This window comes from Ciceribacter thiooxidans, assembly GCF_014126615.1.
GTDB classification, from domain to species: domain Bacteria; phylum Pseudomonadota; class Alphaproteobacteria; order Rhizobiales; family Rhizobiaceae; genus Allorhizobium; species Allorhizobium thiooxidans.
The window spans coordinates 1268522-1285676 of record NZ_CP059896.1 but is presented as its reverse complement, the minus strand read 5'-3'; the positions used below and the strand labels follow the sequence as shown (position 1 = coordinate 1285676).

Annotated in this window: 14 protein-coding genes, 1 pseudogene and 1 riboswitch; of the genes and pseudogenes, 7 read left to right on the top strand and 8 right to left on the bottom strand. The window is 62.6% G+C overall.

Annotated elements, in window-relative coordinates:
* Positions 1-22: 22 nt before the first annotated feature.
* The 3 genes from bluB to H4I97_RS06000 form a co-directional block, all read right to left on the bottom strand.
* Complete coding sequence (bluB, locus tag H4I97_RS06010; RefSeq protein WP_182307008.1) at positions 23-715, bottom strand: 5,6-dimethylbenzimidazole synthase; 693 nt, start codon at positions 713-715, stop codon at positions 23-25.
* A 46-nt stretch (positions 716-761) separates the two neighbouring features.
* Positions 762-965: riboswitch (cobalamin riboswitch) on the bottom strand.
* Between the two features lie 44 nt (positions 966-1009).
* Entirely contained in the window at positions 1010-1840 is an 831-nt protein-coding gene (locus H4I97_RS06005; protein WP_182307007.1) for a TolB family protein, read from the bottom strand.
* Positions 1841-1868: 28 nt separating this feature from the next.
* Complete coding sequence (locus tag H4I97_RS06000; protein ID WP_425306240.1) at positions 1869-3536, bottom strand: NAD+ synthase; 1668 nt, start codon at positions 3534-3536, stop codon at positions 1869-1871.
* Positions 3537-3841: 305 nt separating this feature from the next.
* Here H4I97_RS06000 and H4I97_RS05995 point away from each other — a divergent pair.
* Both H4I97_RS05995 and H4I97_RS05990 read left to right on the top strand, forming a co-directional pair.
* Positions 3842-5658, top strand: a pseudogene (locus tag H4I97_RS05995) (LTA synthase family protein).
* 177 nt (positions 5659-5835) lie between these two features.
* Positions 5836-6789: a hypothetical protein gene (locus tag H4I97_RS05990; RefSeq protein ID WP_244658720.1), complete on the top strand. Its 954-nt coding sequence runs from the start codon at positions 5836-5838 to the stop codon at positions 6787-6789.
* Here H4I97_RS05990 and H4I97_RS05985 read toward each other — a convergent pair.
* Positions 6723-7139, bottom strand: a complete 417-nt coding sequence (locus H4I97_RS05985) for a GFA family protein (RefSeq protein ID WP_182307005.1) — start codon at positions 7137-7139, stop codon at positions 6723-6725. The two genes, H4I97_RS05990 and H4I97_RS05985, sit on opposite strands and share 67 nt — an antisense overlap.
* A 134-nt stretch (positions 7140-7273) precedes the next feature.
* On the opposite strand from H4I97_RS05985, the gene H4I97_RS05980 reads away from it, so the two are divergent.
* Entirely contained in the window at positions 7274-7696 is a 423-nt protein-coding gene (locus H4I97_RS05980; protein WP_378144395.1) for a TadE/TadG family type IV pilus assembly protein, read from the top strand.
* A 1-nt stretch (position 7697) separates the two neighbouring features.
* Positions 7698-9422, top strand: a complete 1725-nt coding sequence (locus H4I97_RS05975) for a TadG family pilus assembly protein (RefSeq protein ID WP_182307003.1) — start codon at positions 7698-7700, stop codon at positions 9420-9422.
* Between the two features lie 52 nt (positions 9423-9474).
* Here the strand turns inward: H4I97_RS05975 and H4I97_RS05970 are convergent, their stop codons facing one another.
* On the bottom strand, positions 9475-10851 hold the full coding sequence (locus H4I97_RS05970; RefSeq protein ID WP_182307002.1) for a class II 3-deoxy-7-phosphoheptulonate synthase: 1377 nt from the start codon (positions 10849-10851) through the stop codon (positions 9475-9477).
* Between the two features lie 276 nt (positions 10852-11127).
* On the opposite strand from H4I97_RS05970, the gene H4I97_RS05965 reads away from it, so the two are divergent.
* Positions 11128-12030: an alpha/beta hydrolase family protein gene (locus H4I97_RS05965; protein ID WP_182307001.1), complete on the top strand. Its 903-nt coding sequence runs from the start codon at positions 11128-11130 to the stop codon at positions 12028-12030.
* A gap of 190 nt (positions 12031-12220) precedes the next feature.
* A complete protein-coding gene (locus H4I97_RS05960) occupies positions 12221-13510 on the top strand; it encodes a pilus assembly protein TadG-related protein (protein ID WP_182307000.1) in 1290 nt (429 codons plus the stop codon).
* A 30-nt stretch (positions 13511-13540) separates the two neighbouring features.
* Here the strand turns inward: H4I97_RS05960 and gor are convergent, their stop codons facing one another.
* From gor to rpiA, 3 genes are all read right to left on the bottom strand, one after another.
* Positions 13541-14929: a glutathione-disulfide reductase gene (gene gor / locus H4I97_RS05955; protein ID WP_182306999.1), complete on the bottom strand. Its 1389-nt coding sequence runs from the start codon at positions 14927-14929 to the stop codon at positions 13541-13543.
* Positions 14930-15049: 120 nt separating this feature from the next.
* On the bottom strand, positions 15050-15595 hold the full coding sequence (locus tag H4I97_RS05950; RefSeq protein WP_182306998.1) for a DUF2059 domain-containing protein: 546 nt from the start codon (positions 15593-15595) through the stop codon (positions 15050-15052).
* 24 nt (positions 15596-15619) lie between these two features.
* A complete protein-coding gene (gene rpiA, locus H4I97_RS05945) occupies positions 15620-16312 on the bottom strand; it encodes a ribose-5-phosphate isomerase RpiA (RefSeq protein WP_182306997.1) in 693 nt (230 codons plus the stop codon).
* 152 nt (positions 16313-16464) lie between these two features.
* Here rpiA and H4I97_RS05940 point away from each other — a divergent pair, with 152 nt between their 5' ends.
* Positions 16465-17142, top strand: a complete 678-nt coding sequence (locus H4I97_RS05940; RefSeq protein WP_182306996.1) for an HAD family hydrolase — start codon at positions 16465-16467, stop codon at positions 17140-17142.
* Positions 17143-17155 lie beyond the last annotated feature (13 nt).

The window sequence follows — 17155 nt, the reverse complement described above, 5'->3', positions numbered from 1 at the left end:
ACCCGCAGCTATCCGCCGGATCTCAGCCGACCGGCCGATCCTGCCAGATTTCGGAAAAAACCAGATCCTCGAGCGGCAGGCGCTTCCGCCAACCCTTCACCGCCAGTTCGGGCTCTCCGTAGAGTGTGTCGACATATCCGAGACAGAACCAGCCGATCACCTCGACATGTTCCGGAATCGCGAGAATCCGTTTCAGCTCGTCCTCGTGGAAAATGCTGACCCAGCCGACTCCGACGCCTTCGGCGCGCGCCGCAAGCCACAGGTTCTGGATCGCACACACCGTCGAATAGCGGTCCATGCTGAAATTGTGCGTTCGGCCGAGCACGACCGGACCACCGCGCGTCGGATCGCACGTCACGCAGATACCGAGCGGTGCCTTGCGGATACCCTCGAGCTTCAGCGCACGATAGTCGCCACGCTTCTTGCCCGAAAACATCTCCGCCGCCTCGTCGTTGGCACGGCTGAAGGCGCGCCAGATCTCCTCCCGCCGCTCGGCATCGCGCACGAGAATGAAATTCCACGGCTGCATGAAGCCCACCGACGGCGCATGGTGCGCGGCCGACAGCAGGCGCCAGACGAGATCGTCCGGCAGAGGGTCCGGCAGGAACTGGTCGCGCACGTCGCGGCGGGTTTCTATGGCTTTGTAAATGGCAGCGCGCTCCTCAACGGAGAAGGCGCCGACCCGAACCATATGGTCCATCGGCTCGTCCGGCATCGTCAAATCCCCAACAATGCAAAGGACCGCCCGCCGTCCGCGCGGGCCAAGTCTATCTTGCCAGGCCGGTCTTCTGACTCGGCTTCCGCTGCCCGTCGCCGCCTTCCCGGCCAAAAAGCCAGTGACGCGAACCGGAAGACCGGTTCCTTGCGACAGGCATCCGCCACACAGCGTTGGGCACGTTCCGGACTGTCACCGGATTCCCGATTCTCCCGCCTTGCCTGCGGGCACCTGACGCTGCCGATTGTTCACAGTTCGCCGCCCGTGGCAAGACCAACGGCGTGCAATCCGGTTTTACTCGACGGGGAAATAGCGAACATAGGCGAAAGCATCGCCGTCGGGAGACCAGCTCGGCACGTTCAGCGAGCCCTGCCCGCCGAAGAGGTTGAGGAGTGTCTCCACCTCTCCCGTCGCGACGTCCTTCCGCCGTATCGATACTTGCTTGTCCCGCGGGTGACCTTCGACGTCGCTGCGATAGGAGAGAAAGATCAGCCCGTCGCCCTTCGGTGCGGGATGCGGAAACCAGTTGGCGAAGCCGTCATCAGTCACCTGGTCGAGACCAGTGCCATCGGGCCGGATCTTCCAGATCTGCATCAGCCCGCTGCGGTCGGAGTTGAAGTAGATCCATTGTCCGTCGGGCGAATAGTCGGGACCATCGTTGTGCCCGCCGCCACGGATCAGCTCCCGCTCCTCGCCCCCGTCGACGGAGATCGTGTAGATGCCGAATTCATCGTTGCGGATTCCGCAATAGGCGAGATGCCGCCCGTCGGGCGACCAGCCGTGCCAGTAGGACGGCAGCCGCGCGGTCACCTGCCGCGGCACGCCGCCGGTGGCCGGCAGGAGGTAGATGCAGGATTTGCCGTGCTCTGTCTTGTCGGAAATCGCGAGCGTCGTGCCGTCGGGAGAAAGACCGTGATCATTGTTGCAACCGACGGCAAAGCCCGTCTCGATCGGCTCCGGCGGCGCGCTTCCATCGACCGGCAGCCGGTAGATCAGGCCGTCGCCGTTGATCACAAGGTGCGCACCGTCCGGGGTCCAGTTCGGCGCCTCGACCAGCGCCTCCGTCTGCCAGACGACCCGCGAGGTGCGGCTTTTGCAGTCGAAGATCTCGACGGAACTGCGCATGCTCGCCTCCTTGCTGGGATCGGCGTGATCAGCGGTCCCGGAACCGGTTGGTGATCGGGTAGCGCCGGTCGCGGCCGAAGTTCTTGCGGGTGATCTTTACACCGGGCGCCGACTGCCGGCGCTTGTACTCTGCCAGATAGAGCAGATGCTCGATCCTGTGTACGGTCGCAACGTCGTGGCCGCGCGCGACGATCTCCTCCACCGACATCTCCTGCTCGACGAGGCATTCGAGGATGTCGTCCAGCGCCGGATAGGGCGGCAGCGAATCCTGGTCGGTCTGGTTCGGCCGCAGCTCCGCCGACGGAGCCTTGGAAATGATGTTGGCCGGTATGACCTCGCCGGCGGGGCCAAGCGCGCCCAGCGGCACGTTCTTGTTGCGCCAGCCAGAAAGCGCGTAGACCTGCATCTTGTAGAGGTCCTTGACCGGATTGAAGCCGCCGTTCATGTCGCCGTAGAGCGTCGCGTAGCCGACCGACATTTCCGACTTGTTGCCGGTCGTAACGACCATGGCGCCGAACTTGTTGGAGATCGCCATGAGGATCGTGCCGCGGGTGCGCGCCTGCAGGTTCTCCTCCGTGACGCCCGGTTCCGTTCCCTCGAAGAGTTCGGAGAGCGCGGAGATGAAAGCGTCGACCGGCTCACCGATGGGTACGATGTCGTAATGGCAGCCGAGCGCCTTGGCGCAAGCCGCGGCATCCGAGAACGAGCTTTCCGAGGTGTAGCGGTAAGGCAGCATGACCGTCCGCACCCGCTCGGCGCCGAGCGCATCGACGGCAATCGCCGCGCAGAGCGCCGAATCGATGCCGCCCGAAAGGCCGATCACCACGCTCTTGAAACCGTTCTTGTTGACGTAGTCGCGCAGGCCGAGCATGCAGGCGCGGTAATCCGCCTCCTCGTTCTCCGGCACGTGGGCGATCGGCCGTTCCTCGCAACGCCAGCCATCGCCACTGCGCTTCCAGGTCGTGACCAGAAGCTCGGCCTCGAACTGGTTCATCTGGAAAGCGAGTGACTTGTCGGCGTTGAAGGCAAAGCTCGCGCCGTCGAAGACGAGTTCGTCCTGCCCGCCCACCTGATTGGCGTAGACGAGCGGCAGCCCGCACTCGATCACCTGCTTCAGGGCAATCTGGTAACGCACGTCGATCTTCGCCCTGTAATAGGGCGAGCCGTTCGGCACGAGGAGGATTTCCGCCCCTGCTTCGGCGAGCGTCTCGCAGACGCCGAGATCGCCCCAGATATCCTCGCAAACCGGGATACCAATGCGAATTCCCCGAAAATTCACCGGCCCCGGCATCTCGCCGGCGGTGAAGACGCGCTTTTCGTCGAATTCGCCGTAGTTCGGCAAGTCGATCTTGTCGCGGGTCGCGATGACCTTTCCCCGGTCGAGGACGGCGACCGAATTGTGCCGACCGCTTTCTCCCTGCCGCGGAAAGCCGATGACCACCCCCGGCCCGCCATCTGCGGTGTCGGCCGCGAGCTGCTCCACCGCCGCGAGGCAGTTCCTGAGGAAAGCTCTTTTCAGAACAAGGTCTTCCGGCGGATAGCCGGAAATAAAGAGTTCGGTGAAGAGCACCAGATCGGCGCCGGCGGCGGCCGCCTGGCCGCGCACCTCACGGGCCTTGGCGAGATTGCCGGCGACGTCGCCGACAGTCGGATTGAACTGCGCAATTGCGATACGAAGAGTGTCGGGGCGGGTCATGGTGTCGCTCATACCTCTCGTTTAGCGCGAGCCGGACCCAGCCGCAACGTCGCATGGTTCGATCCGTTGCGGAAAACAGCATGGAACTTTCCGATGAACGGCCGGTTCATCTGGCGTTCATGACAGTTATGTGACAGAGGAGCGACAGTTTTCCGACATGCCATCAGATTCTGGAGAGTGCCTTGGTTGAGATCGTTTCCGATCCGGCTATTTCCATCACGCCCGAAGGGGCCGTTGCGTCCGTCGCTGCCAAGGCGAACCGGCGGGACGGTTATGCCTGGGCGGCGGTTCGCCTCGGCAATCTTCTGTTTCTCGCCGTCCTGACGGTTCTCACGACGGAATGGATCGCCCGCGGCAATCTCCATGAAGCCCTGCGCTTCCTGATCGCCACCGACCGCCCGGGTCCGGCAGCGGTCGGCATCCTCTTCCTGCTCTTTGCGGCGACCGACGCGCTTCTCGGCCGTGCCTACCAGTCGGCGCTGGTGCTGGTGCCGCTCGCGGTCATTCCCGCTTTCATATCGGCACAGAAACAGCTCTTCCTGTCCGATCCGCTCTATCCGAGCGACATGCTGTTCGGTCGCCAGATCCTGCAGCTGCTGCCGGTCATGGTGGCGGCACGGCCCTACCTCGCCGTTGCGATCGGCTGCTGCCTGGTCGCAGCCCTCGTCGCCCTCGTCTATCTGTGGTTTTTCGCCTGGCGCCGGTTCCCGTCGCTCTCCCGTCCGGCAAAGCTCTTCCGCCTGCTGGTCGGCCTGCCGCTCATCGGTGGCTTCCTCTCGCTGATGGACTACGCCGAATACTCGCCGCTGCGCGACCGCCTGAACATCATTCCCATGATGTGGGACCAGCGTGAGAACTATCTGCACAACGGCTTCCTGCTCGCCTTTGCCTTCAACCTGCCGATGGCGAACGTCACCGCGCCGGAAGGCTACGGCGCGCAGGCGATCGACGCCATCCCGCAAGGCGCTCCGCTCGCTGCGGCGAATGCCGGTGAACATCCTGACGTCATCATGCTGATGAGCGAGTCGCTCTGGGACCCGACACGGCTCGGCACCGTCCGGCTTTCGCCGGACCCGATGCCGACGATCCGCAAGAATGCCTCTGGCAATATCTTCTCGCCCGAGTTCGGGGCATGACGGCCAATGTCGAGTTCGAGGCGCTGACGGGTTTCTCCAATGCGTTCCTGCCTTATGGCAGCATCCCATACCAGCAGTATATCCGCGGTCCGGTCCCGTCGCTCGCCACCTTCTTCCGCTCCAAGGGCTACGTCGCCAAGTCGTTCCATCCCTTCCAGGGCTGGTTCTGGAACCGCACAAACGTCTACGAGTCCTTCGGCTTCGAGAGCTTCCTGTCGGAAGAAAACATGCCGGTGATGGACAAGCGCGGCATCTTTGCCTCCGACGAAGCCTTCACCAAGGAGGTCATGCGTACGGCCGATCGCACGCAGAAACCCTTCTTCTTCTTCGGCGTGACCTTGCAGGGCCACGGCCCTTACGAGCCGCACCGCTACGCCAAGAACACCGTTACGATCGATGGTCCGACCCTCTCTCCGGCCAGCACGCAGTCGCTCGCGACCTACGCCCAGGGCGTCCGCGAAGCCGATCAGAGCCTGAAGATGCTGATGGACTGGGCAAAGAAGCGCCGGCGTGAAACGATCATCGTCATCTTCGGCGATCATCTGCCGCCGCTCGGCACCGTCTATCCCGAGAGCGGCTACATGGCCGATCAGGTCGCATCCCGCTCGGCTCCGGTCGACGTCATGAAGCGCGAACACGAAACGCCGCTGGTCGTCTGGTCCTCGAAGAAGGGCGTGCAGAAGGACATCGGCTCCATCAGCCCCGCCTTCCTCTCTTATCACGTGGTGAAGCTCGCCGGCTATGAACACCCCTTCTACACCGGCATTTTAGGCGCCGTGCACGAGCGGTACGACGCGATCGATCGCCACCAGCTGGTCGAGCGGACCGGCGGCGCCATCACCGACTGGTCGAAGTCCGGCGAGAAACTGGACCCGATCGTCCGTGACTACCGCTATCTGCAGCACGATATGATGTTCGGCGAAGGCTTCAGCACCAAGCGCTTCTTCCCCGAGCAGGTCGAACGCCTCTCGGCGCCGGCATCCTGAGGGCGCACCATCGGTCCACATTTTTCTCTCGGCCGAGAAAAACGTTGACATACAAAGGATCTATAAATCTCTTAGGAGGAGAAGATGACCTTCTCCGGGCCTGACGGCGCGTCCCCGACGCAAGGTACGGCCCACCCTTTTTCTGATGACGCGCTGATTTTGTTTTCGAGCATCCCCATGCGAACCCTTACCCGTGCCGAAATCGTTAGCCATCCGCTCTTCCCTGCGATCGAAAAACAGATCGCAGACCATCTGATCGGCATCCACCTGCGCACGCCGCGACTTTCGCGGCTGAAGGCAAGCCACCGCAAATGGCTGATGACGCAATCGCTCTACGCACTGAACCTGCAGCGCACCGAGAACGATCCGCTCTCCGGCCTCACCGCGACGCGCTTCGTGGAAGTCGTGATGAAAGTCGGCGCTGCAAGCCGCAACACCGCAACCGCCTACCTGGCGGAACTCGTCGCGTACAAATTCCTGCGCGATGTGCCCGGTGTGCCGGACCGTCGCGTTCGCGTGCTCGAGGCGACGGAGCCCAGCAATGTCGGCATGATCAGCTGGTTCACGGCGCACATGGCCTGCCTCGACCGCCTGGACGGCGGCAACCGCGAGGCGATCACGACAGCCGACCCGCGCATCTTCCGCATCGCTCAGCCGTATGCGGCCGCCAAGCTCGTCGAACATCCGGACTGGCGCGACCCGCCGGAGACGATCGGCCATTTTCTGTGGTCCGATCTCGGCGGCATTGTCCTCCACGACCTGATCTCGCGCATCGACGAATACGAATCAGCGGCTGAAAAGACCTTCGTCGGGCCGACCACACTGTCGGAGCTCGGCGAGAGCTATTCCGTTTCCTCGACGAACCTGAAGCGCATGTTCAAGAAGGCGGAGACTGACGGGTTGCTCGGCTGGGAACTGCCGCGCCGCCGCGGCAGTCTCTGGCTCTCCAGCCGGTTCGTCGGCGACTACTTCCACTGGCAATCGACGAAGTTCGCAGCGCTGGAAGAAGCGTTTCACCATGCCGTCGAAACGCTTCGACGGGAGGACGAACGCCTCGCCGGAAGTCAGTCGCCCGCCACCCCGGACGTCCTGCCGGCTGAAAATCTCGGAGCGTTGTCGGCAACCTCGTAATAGTCCGCCTTGTCCGCACAATAGATGTGGTAGCCGAAACGGAGGCCCGTGGGCTGGTCGAACGCGCCCGCCATCACCGAGACATAGTCGGCGCCGTCGGCCTCCCAGAAGAGCGCCGAACCGCAGGTTCGGCAGAAGCCCCTGCGCGCCGCCGCGCTGGAACGATACCAGCTGACGCTGTCCATACCCTCGATCTCCAGCCGGTCCTTGTCCACGTTCGTCGCTGCATAATAGAGGCCGGTCTGCCGACGGCATTGCGAGCAGTGGCAGCCGACGATGCCCGAGAGCGCACCCTTCACACGGAAACGTATAGCACCGCAATTGCAACGTCCTTCATAGTCCTGGACCATTGCTTCCTCCTTCAAGAACATTTTTGACGATAGACAATTTTATATTTCGCAACGACAAGTCAAATTCAAAGCGCTTATTTAACGGATTAGAAAAACGATACACATACAATATAAGTAATATAAATACAGGAGGCATTCCGTTGGAGCGCAATATAAAACGGGACACCGGTGGTGCCTCTGCCATCGAGTTCGCGATTGTCGCGCCCGTATTCATCATGATCGTGCTTACCATGATCGGCTACGGGATCTATCTCAGCGCGGCCCATGCCGTCCAGCAACTCACCTCCGACGCGGCACGCTCGGCCGTCGCAGGAATCACAGCGACCGAACGCTCGCAACTGGCCAGGGACTATATCTCCGCCGAGGCCGGTCGCTATTCCTTCATCGACACCACGGCGATGGCCGTGAAGGTAGATGACGATCCCGACAATCCGAGCCAGTTCACCGTCACCATTTCCTATGATGCCGCCGGCCTGCCGATCTGGAACCTCTACGGTTTCGCAATGCCGGACGAACACATCACCCGCTTTGCGACCATACGCCTCGGGGGCCTCTGAAATGGGCAAGCCGACCACGCTCCGCTCCGCGCTCCTGCGGAACAACGAAGGAAACATCGCCATTTCCGCCGCGTTGGTGGCGCCATTGATCATCGGCACCCTTGCGCTCGGCGTCGACTATGGAAATCTGACGCTGCAGCAGAGAGCCCTGCAGCAGGCGGCTGATCTCGCCGCGATCTCGGCGGCGGCGCAGGCCGCCGCACCCGAGGCGGCGGTTGCCGCCTACTTCCGGGCGAACAACATCTCGATCCCGGTTTTGCAGGGAGATCACCTCATCATCGACGGCCGTACGGTGGGAATCACGCCGGACAGCGTGCCTGCAGAGGTCGCGAAGGTCACGGTCGGCCGTTACAGCCCCAATGTTGCGCTCCCCGTCGGCGAGCGGTTCGCGGTGACGACAAGCAGCCCCGATGCCGTCAAGGTCGAGGTGACGCGCCAGGCCGATCTCTACTTTGCCTCCGCCTTTGCCAAGGCCCCTGTCCTCTCGGCGAAAGCAGTCGCAGCAGCAGACAAGCTGGCGGCTTTCTCGGTAGGGAGTCGTCTCGCCAGCCTGCATGGCGGCGTGCTGAACGCCCTGCTCTCCGGTCTGCTCGGCACATCCGTCGACCTCGACGTCATGGATTACGAAGCTCTGGTCGACACGCATATCGATGCGCTGAAGACAATCGACATGCTCGCGACCGACATCAATCTCACCGCCGGCACCTATCAGGACGTTCTTGATGCGAACGTCAAACTCGGCACCCTCATCGACGCCATGCGCCGCAACCCCGGGCTCTCCAGCAGGATGAACACGGTTCTGGCTCGTCTGGCGACCGCCGTCGATCACACGGCCATCACCATGAGCCTCAACGACGTGCTCACGCTCGGTCCCGTGGCCAGCCTGCCGGTCGGCACCGCAGAAAACCTGACCGTCAACGTGAACGCCTTCGATCTGCTGACCGCCGCCGCCGTCGCCGCAAACGGCAATTCTCAGCTGGCGGTCGACCTCAAGCAGAGCGTGCCCGGCCTTGCCACCGCGACGCTCAGGCTTGCAATCGGCGAGCCACCGGTCGGCACGCCGCCTCTCGCGGTCGGCGATCCCGGAACGGTGGTGCGGACCGCTCAGACGCGCCTCTCGCTCGAGATCACCGGCGACGGCATTCTCGCGCTCGCCGGCGCCAAGCTCAGGGTCCCGATCTACCTCGAACTCGCCCATGCCGAAGCGCGACTGGCCGACATATCATGCCGATCCGACGGCAAAGCCGATGTCGGCATCGAGGCGGTCCCCGGCCTGGCCGAACTGGCGCTCGGAAATGTCGATCCGACGGCCTTCGCGAATTTCGGTGTGAAGCCACGCGTCACCAAGGCGACGCTTCTCGACACGGCGCTCATCGACATAGCGGCCATGGGCGATGTCAATGTCACGAACCTCTACAAGAAGTCGCTGGTCTTCACCGCTACGGACATAGCTGGAGGGGTGACGAAATCCGTGTCTACAGCCCAGACACTGACGAGTCTGCAGCGCTCCCTGCTCGAGAATCTCAAAGTCGACATCCGCGTGGCGGCGTTGACGCTCGGGACGCCTCAATCGCTGCAGACTGCGCTGGCACAAAGCCTGTCGACGCTGACGGTGCCGCTCGACACGATCCTGTACAACACCCTGCTGACGCTTGGTGTGAAGGTGGGCGAGGCGGACGTCTCCGTCAGCTATGCCTCCTGCCGGAGGCCGGTCCTCGTGCAATGAAAAAGCCGGCCTTGCGGGCCGGCTCTTATCTCGCTTCAAGCAGATTTATCGATCAGGCGTTGGCAGCCATCATCCGCTTCTCGTCACGTCCGCCCTTCATCCGCTCGGCAAGCAGGAAGGCGAGCTCCAGCGCCTGGTCGGCGTTGAGCCGCGGGTCGCAGTGGGTGTGATAACGGTCCTGAAGGTCGTCGGCCGTCACGGCACGCGCGCCGCCGGTGCACTCGGTTACGTCCTTGCCGGTCATCTCGATATGGATGCCGCCCGGATGCGAACCTTCGGCACGATGGATCTGGAAGAAGCTCTCGACTTCCGCCAGTACGCGCTCAAACGGACGGGTCTTGTAGTTGTTGAGCGTGATCGTGTTGCCGTGCATCGGGTCGCACGACCAGACGACCTTGCGGCCCTCCCGCTCGACGGCACGGATGAGGCGCGGCAGGTGTTCGGCAACCTTGTCGTGACCGAAGCGGCAGATCAGCGTCAGCCGGCCGGCCTCATTCTGCGGATTCAGGATGTCGATCAGGTTCAGGAGATCATCGGCCTGCAAGGACGGACCGCACTTGAGCCCGATCGGGTTCTTGATGCCGCGGCAGTATTCGACGTGGGCGTGGTCGGCCTGGCGGGTGCGGTCGCCGATCCAGATCATGTGGCCGGAGGTTGCGTACCAATCGCCGGAGGTCGAATCGACGCGGGTCAACGCCTCCTCGTAGCCGAGAAGCAGGGCTTCGTGGCTGGTGAAGAAGTCGGTCTCACGAAGGCTCGGATTGTTCTCGGACGAGATGCCGACGGCCTTCATGAAGTCCATGGTTTCCGAGATACGGTCGGCGAGCTTGCGGTAGCGTTCCGCCTGCGGGCTGTCCTTCACGAAACCGAGCATCCACTGATGCACGTTCTCGAGGTTGGCGTAACCACCCATCGCAAAGGCGCGCAGCAGGTTCAGCGTCGCGGCCGACTGCCGGTACGCCATGATCTGGCGCTCCGGATTGGGAATACGGGACTCGCTGGTGAATTCGATGCCGTTGATGATGTCGCCGCGATAGCTCGGCAGCTCGATATCGCCCTGCTTCTCGAAGTCCGAGGAGCGCGGCTTGGCGAACTGACCCGCGATGCGGCCAACCTTGACCACCGGCAGCTGGGCGCCGAAGGTCAGGACGACGGCCATCTGCAGGAAGGCGCGGAAGAAGTCGCGGATCGTGTCGGCGCCGTGCTCGGCGAAGCTTTCGGCACAGTCGCCGCCCTGCAGCAGGAACCCGTTGCCTTCCGCCACGTTGGCGAGCGCCTTCTTCAGGCGGCGGGCCTCCCCAGCAAAGACGAGCGGCGGATACTTGGCAAGACGAGCTTCCGCATCGGCAAGTGCTGCCGCATCCGGATAGGCCGGAACCTGCTTGATCGGCTTCTGCCTCCAGCTGTTCGGGGTCCAATTCTGTGCCATGATCGTAACCTAACCTGTTCACGCAGTGCGACGGCCTCCTGCCGTCGAATGGGCGGCTTATAAACTCTTATCGCCGACTTGGAAAGCCGAACTTCGGGTGAAGCCCGAGCGTGACCGCACCACTCCGGCTGGACCGGCAGACCGCTGTGCCGGTGGCTTCGCACGGCTCCCGCAGACCAGCCCGTCACAAAGCCGGCGCAATGAAAAACTTACATTGACGTAAACGTCAGCATCGATGCATATCGGAATCTGCGTTGCGCCGGACGGGAGGAGCCAATGTCGAGCGATGCCGCAGTGATCGGGAAGGACATCACGTTTGAGGCCGCGGATGGCTTTCCGCTGAAAGGAACGCTCTTCGCCGGCACCGGTGAAGGTCCCCTCGCCCTGATCTCGTCCGCCGCGGCCGTCCCGCGCGGCTTCTACAGTCGTTTCGCGACCTATCTCGTTCAGGATCGCGGGTTCCACGCCGTTCTCACCTATGACTATCGCGGCGTCGCCGCTTCGAAAGTACCGTCCGGCTGGAAGCGTCCGCCCCTGATGGCGGACTGGGCAGAGAAGGACATGCCGGCCGCCGTCGACGCGCTCGATGCACTCGCCCCTGGTCACCCCATGGTCGGCGTCGGCCAATCCTTCGGCGGGCAGGCGCTCGGGCTGAGCGGCCGGCACCGGCGCTTCCTGCGCTACCTGATGGTAGCCGTGATGTCGGGGCACTGGCGGTACACTGACGTTCCGCTGAAAGTGTTCACGGCGATGAACCTGATCGGCGTTCCTCTCGCGATTATAACCGGACGCGTGCCGGGCTGGATCGGCCTCGGAGAGACCCTCCCCGGCAGCATCTTCTGCCAGTGGGCGCGCTGGGGCCGCAACCCCGAATATTTCTTCGCCGACCTGTCCTTGGATGCGGCCCGACGCTACGGCGAGGTGGAAACGCCGATCCTCGCCATCGGCCTCACCGACGACCCTTGGGGGACACCGCGGGCACAGCAGGCGATTCTGAAACATTATGTCCGCGCACCGCAGCAGACGGCGTGGATCTCGCCGGCGTCTCGTGACACGCCGATCGGCCATCTGGGCTTCTTCCGCTCCGCCCATCGCGAACGGCTGTGGAAGCCGACGGCGGACTGGCTGGAGGTTGGCGCCGGCAGCGGCTTTGCCGCCAGAGAAACAAGAGAAAAGTAACGAAACGACAAGCCTTCGAAGACAACTCCGATTAACCGGAAATTAATCCAGAAATCAGAATTGCAGGGCCAATATTACGCAATTAACTCTAAAATAATAGGGATGCACAAGATTTGATATAGCCCGAGATGTTGGTCGGGCGGATTTCGGCGCGATGAGCGCGCGAATCCTCGAACTCAGGTAGACTGAAATGCATCTTTCACTGGCACAGTATTTTAGGGATCGTTCAGGAAATTTTGCCACCACCACGGCGCTTCTTGCACTTCCGCTTCTCGGCACAATAGGCATGGCCGTCGACGTCGGATACGCAATCGAGCAGCGCGCGGCCCTGCTTGCGGCAGCCGACGCGGCGGCCATCGGCGCGCTCTCGACCCAGTCAGTCGGCGTCCTGGCAGCCATCAGCACATCGCAGAATGGTAAGATCACCATTGCGGAGGCGGACGCACGCAAGCTCTTCGACGGGCAGCTCCCATCGGGCATGGTGACGAAACTGACGGACCTTTCCATCGACATAACGAAGGAAGACGACACGATGAACGCCGTCGTCTCCTTCCAGGCGCAGGTACCGACGAGCTTCCTGAGGCTCCTCAGCCACGACACCATCAACGTGAGCGGAACGGCGACCGCGACCTACAATACCGGCACCTTCATGGACTTCTACATGTTGCTCGACAACACCCCGTCCATGGGTGTCGGCGCCACGTTGGCGGATATTGAGATGATGGAGCGCCACACGTCGGATACGTGCGCCTTCGCATGCCACGACGAATCGAAGAGCTATGATTATTACGACCTCGCCAAGGATCTCGGCGTCTCCATGAGGATCGACGTCGTTCGTGAGGCCGTTCAACAGCTCACCTATAGCGCCACGAAAGCTGCGCGCTACCCGAGCCAGTACCGGATGGGGATCTATACATTCGGTACGTCGGCGAAGGACACCAAACTCACCGAGATCTCCACGCTGTCGTCGGACATGAACGCAGTACGCACGTCGGCAAACGCGATCGACCTGATGTCAATTCCGTACCAGAACTACAATCACGACCAGGCAACCGATCTCGACAACGCCTTCAAGAATCTTTCGACAATCATCAAGAAGGGCGGCAGCGGCAAGAACAAGACCGACCCGGAGAAGGTGATCTTCTTCGTTTCGGACGGACTGACCGACAGCTCCAAGGGCTCGTCCTGCACCAAGAAGACGACCGGGACACGCTGCCAGGAGCCGATCGACTATTCGGTTTGCGAACCGTTGAAGAAGAAGGGCATCAAGATCGCGGCCCTCTATACGACCTACCTGCCCCTGCCGCAGAACGCCTGGTACAACAACTGGATCAAACCGTTCCAGAGCGAGATCGCCGACCGCATGCGGTCTTGCGCCTCACCGGGCCTCTATTTCGAGGTGAGCCCGACCGAGGGCATCACCGAGGCGATGGAAGCCCTCTTCCAGAAGGTCATCGGCACGCCGCGGCTCGCCAGCTGACCGGAGGACCCGAGATGCGGAGCGCGTCGTTCAGACGCGCTCGCCGTTCTTCACGCGATAGGTCGGCGTGTACATGGTCACCAGCTCCTCCGCCGCAGTCGGATGAACGGCCATTGTCCGGTCGAAATCGTCCTTGGTACAACCCGCCTTCAACGTGATTCCGAGAATCTGCGCCATCTCGCCGGCGTCGTGGCCGAGCACGTGCGCCCCGACGACCTTCCTGTCGGCGGCATTGACGATCAGCTTCATGATCATCTTCTCATTACGTCCCGAGAGTGTCGCCTTCATCGGCCGGAACTGCGCCCGATAGACTTCGATTTCCGGATAGCGCTTGGCGGCCGCCTCTTCGGAGAGACCGACGGTGCCAATCTCCGGCTGCGAGAAGACCGCGGTGGCGATGAGGTGGTGGTCCGGGCGGGTCGGATTGTTCTTGTATTCGGTTTCGATGAAGCACATCGCCTCGTGGATCGCCACCGGCGTGAGCTGCACCCGGTCGGTCACGTCGCCGAAGGCGAAGATGCCCGGCACGTTTGTGCGCGAATAGTCATCGACGACGATGGCACCGCGCTCGTTGGTGACGACGCCTGCCGCCTCGAGGCCGAGCCCACTGGTGTTCGGATCGCGGCCGAGCGCCAGCATCACCTGGTCGGCGGCAAGGACATCGTTGTTCTTCGTCGTTACACGGAGGCCGTCCGCGGGTGTCTTCTCCACCTTTTCGATCACGTCGTGGCAGAGAATGCGGATACCCTTCGCTTCCATCGCCTCGTGGAGGCCGCGTCGCATGTCTTGGTCGAAGCGCGACAGGATCTCCATGCCACGGTAGATGAGCGTGGTGTCGACGCCGAGGCCGTGAAAGATGTTGGCGAACTCCACCGCGATGTAGCCGCCGCCGGCAATCACGATGGAGCGCGGCAGTTCCTCGAGATGGAAAGCCTCGTTGGAGGATATGCAGAGTTCGTGTCCCGGCAGCGAGGCATGCGGATTGGGCGCGCCGCCGACGGCGATGACGATCCGCTCTGCGGTGACGACCCGGCCGCTCTGCACCAGCCGGACGCTGTTCGGGCCTGCCAATTCGGCGCGTGTCTCGAGGATCTCCGCCCCTGCATTCTCCAGTCCCTTGCGATAGAGGCCTTCGAGACGGGCAATCTCCTTGTCTTTCGCGGCGATCAGCTTCTTCCAGTCGAAGCTGCTTTCGCCGACGGACCAGCCGTAACCGACGGCATCCTCGAAGTGCTCGTGAAACTGTGAAGCATAGACGAGCAGCTTCTTCGGTACGCAGCCGCGGATAACGCAGGTGCCGCCGAAACGGTATTCCTCCGCAATCGCCACGCGCTTGCCGAGCGAGGCCGCCAGCCGTGCACTGCGCACGCCGCCGGAGCCGCCGCCGATCACGAACAGGTCATAATCGAAATCCGCCATCAGAAACTCCTGGAAAACAACAAGGGACCGGTGAGCCCGCTCCCGATATAGGGCGGCCACCGGCCAAAAGAAAAGCCCGGAAGAACTTCCGGGCTTCGCAAAAACGAATTCGTGATCGCGTTACTGCTTCGGCGCAGCGGCCGGATCGGCCGCGGGAGCCTGCGTGCCGACAACGCTCAGAAGGGCGTCATTGGTCTGCTTCTCCAGGTCGCGCGCAACGCCGGCGGTCCAGATGTCGGCAGCCTTCATCAGTTCGCGGGTAGCGATCGGGCCATCCTTCAGGAGCTTCTTGCCGGCATCGCTGCTGTAGAAATCGGAAATCACCTTGAGCTCGTCAGCGGTGAAGGCCTTGGCGTACACCATGGCGGCTTCCTTCTCCAGGTCACCACGCCGGGCGGCAAGCGAAAGCGCCTGCTTGTCGACCTCGCCGTAAATCTGGTCCTGCAGGTTCGGATAGGCCTGGATCAGCTGTGTCTTGAGGCGATCAGCGACAGCCGGCAGGATGTTGTCGAAGCGGTCGGTGACGCCGAGGACGGTGATTGCGGTCCGCGCAGCCTGCAGGTGCTCCGGAGAAATATCCTGCGCCTTGGCGGAGGCGCCGAGCATAAGCCCTCCGAGAACGATGGCGGCAGACGCAAGACGGCCGAAACCGGAATACTTGATCATGAAATTCAATGCTCCTGTCTAGTATTATGCCTCAAGCACACGCGCACCGGCCGGGCCAGCGATGATGGCGAGCGTTGCCAGATTGATGAACAACCCGTGTTCGACGACGCCGGGAATGGAATTCAATTCTCTCGCCAAGGCCTCTGCATCAGGAATGCGGCCAAAAGATGCGTCGACGATGAAGTGTCCGCCGTCCGTTTTGAAAAGTCCATCGCCGGAAGCGCGCATCTTCAGTTCGCCGGAAAGGCCGAGCCTGGAGGCGGTCTTTTCGATGGCGATGAGGGTGGCGGCCTGACCGAAAGGATTGATCTCGATGGGCAGCGGGAAGTGGCCAAGCGTATCCACGACCTTGCTCTCGTCGGCAATGACGATCATGCGCTGCGAGGCCGCAGCGACGATCTTTTCCCTGAGAAGCGCACCGCCGCCGCCCTTGATGAGCCGCAGCCGTCCGTCCACTTCGTCGGCACCGTCGATGGTCAGGTCGAGTTCGGGAAGCTCGTCGAGCGATTTGAGCGGCACGCCGAGTTCGACACAGAGCCGTGCGGTGCGCTCCGAGGTCGGAACCCCTTCGACCCGCAGGCCTGCGGAGACCTTTTCCGCGAGAAGACGGACGAACTCTTCCGCGGTGGAACCGGTTCCGATGCCGAGACGCATCCCGTCGCGGACGTGTTCCAGTGCCGCCGCGGCGGCTTTGATCTTCATTTCGCGGGCGTCCATACGCCTTCAGCTCCAGTCTGTTTCGTCGTGAAGCTGTTTACACGGCTCATGGAACAAACGAAAGCCCCCAGCATGCCGCATCACGGTTGCAATTCGCCTGCCCATGCCATAACCGGCTTTGAGGAGCACCCTCGTACCAGCGGAGACCCGGATTGACCGCCCCCATCATCGTCTTCGATCTCGACGGCACCTTGGTAGACACGGCACCGGACCTGATCAGCAGCCTCAATCACACCATCGCCGCGGCCGGGCTCGACCCGGTCGGCTACGAGGACCTGACACACCTCGTCGGGCACGGCGCACGTGCGATGATCGAGCGAGCCTTCCGGCTCCGCGGCGTGCCGCTGACCCAGGAGGAACTCGGACCGCTGCTCGACCGCTTCATCGTTCATTACAAGTCGGAAATGCCAGGCGAGAGCCGGCCCTTTCCCGGGCTTGCCGAGGCGCTTGCGAGACTTGCCGAGGCCGGCTACGGCCTGGCCGTCTGCACCAACAAGATCGAGGAACTGGCAATTCCGCTGATCGAGAAGCTTGGTCTTGCCGACCGTTTCGCGGTCATCGCCGGCGGTGACACCTTCGCCGTCCGCAAGCCGGAGGCAGGCCATCTCACCGGCACGATCGAAAAGGCAGGCGGCGACCCACGGCGCGCCATCATGGTCGGAGACAGCATCAACGATGTGCTCGCTGCGAAGAACGCCGGCATTCCGTCGATCGTCGTGCCATTCGGCTACTCGGACACGCCGGTCGAGGAGCTCGGTGCGGACCGCCTCATCAACCATTTCGACGAACTGACGCCCGCCCTCCTGGAGGAGATGCTCGCGGGGAGATGACCTCCCCGCGGAG

Coding starts and splice junctions, on each gene's coding strand:
- bluB (WP_182307008.1), bottom strand. CDS start 715: ATGCCGGACGAGCCGATGGACCATATGGTTCGGGTCGGCGCCTTCTCC.
- H4I97_RS06005 (WP_182307007.1), bottom strand. CDS start 1,840: ATGCGCAGTTCCGTCGAGATCTTCGACTGCAAAAGCCGCACCTCGCGG.
- H4I97_RS06000 (WP_425306240.1), bottom strand. CDS start 3,536: ATGACCCGCCCCGACACTCTTCGTATCGCAATTGCGCAGTTCAATCCG.
- H4I97_RS05990 (WP_244658720.1), top strand. CDS start 5,836: ATGCGAACCCTTACCCGTGCCGAAATCGTTAGCCATCCGCTCTTCCCT.
- H4I97_RS05985 (WP_182307005.1), bottom strand. CDS start 7,139: ATGGTCCAGGACTATGAAGGACGTTGCAATTGCGGTGCTATACGTTTC.
- H4I97_RS05975 (WP_182307003.1), top strand. CDS start 7,698: ATGGGCAAGCCGACCACGCTCCGCTCCGCGCTCCTGCGGAACAACGAA.
- H4I97_RS05970 (WP_182307002.1), bottom strand. CDS start 10,851: ATGGCACAGAATTGGACCCCGAACAGCTGGAGGCAGAAGCCGATCAAG.
- H4I97_RS05965 (WP_182307001.1), top strand. CDS start 11,128: ATGTCGAGCGATGCCGCAGTGATCGGGAAGGACATCACGTTTGAGGCC.
- H4I97_RS05960 (WP_182307000.1), top strand. CDS start 12,221: ATGCATCTTTCACTGGCACAGTATTTTAGGGATCGTTCAGGAAATTTT.
- gor (WP_182306999.1), bottom strand. CDS start 14,929: ATGGCGGATTTCGATTATGACCTGTTCGTGATCGGCGGCGGCTCCGGC.
- H4I97_RS05950 (WP_182306998.1), bottom strand. CDS start 15,595: ATGATCAAGTATTCCGGTTTCGGCCGTCTTGCGTCTGCCGCCATCGTT.
- rpiA (WP_182306997.1), bottom strand. CDS start 16,312: ATGGACGCCCGCGAAATGAAGATCAAAGCCGCCGCGGCGGCACTGGAA.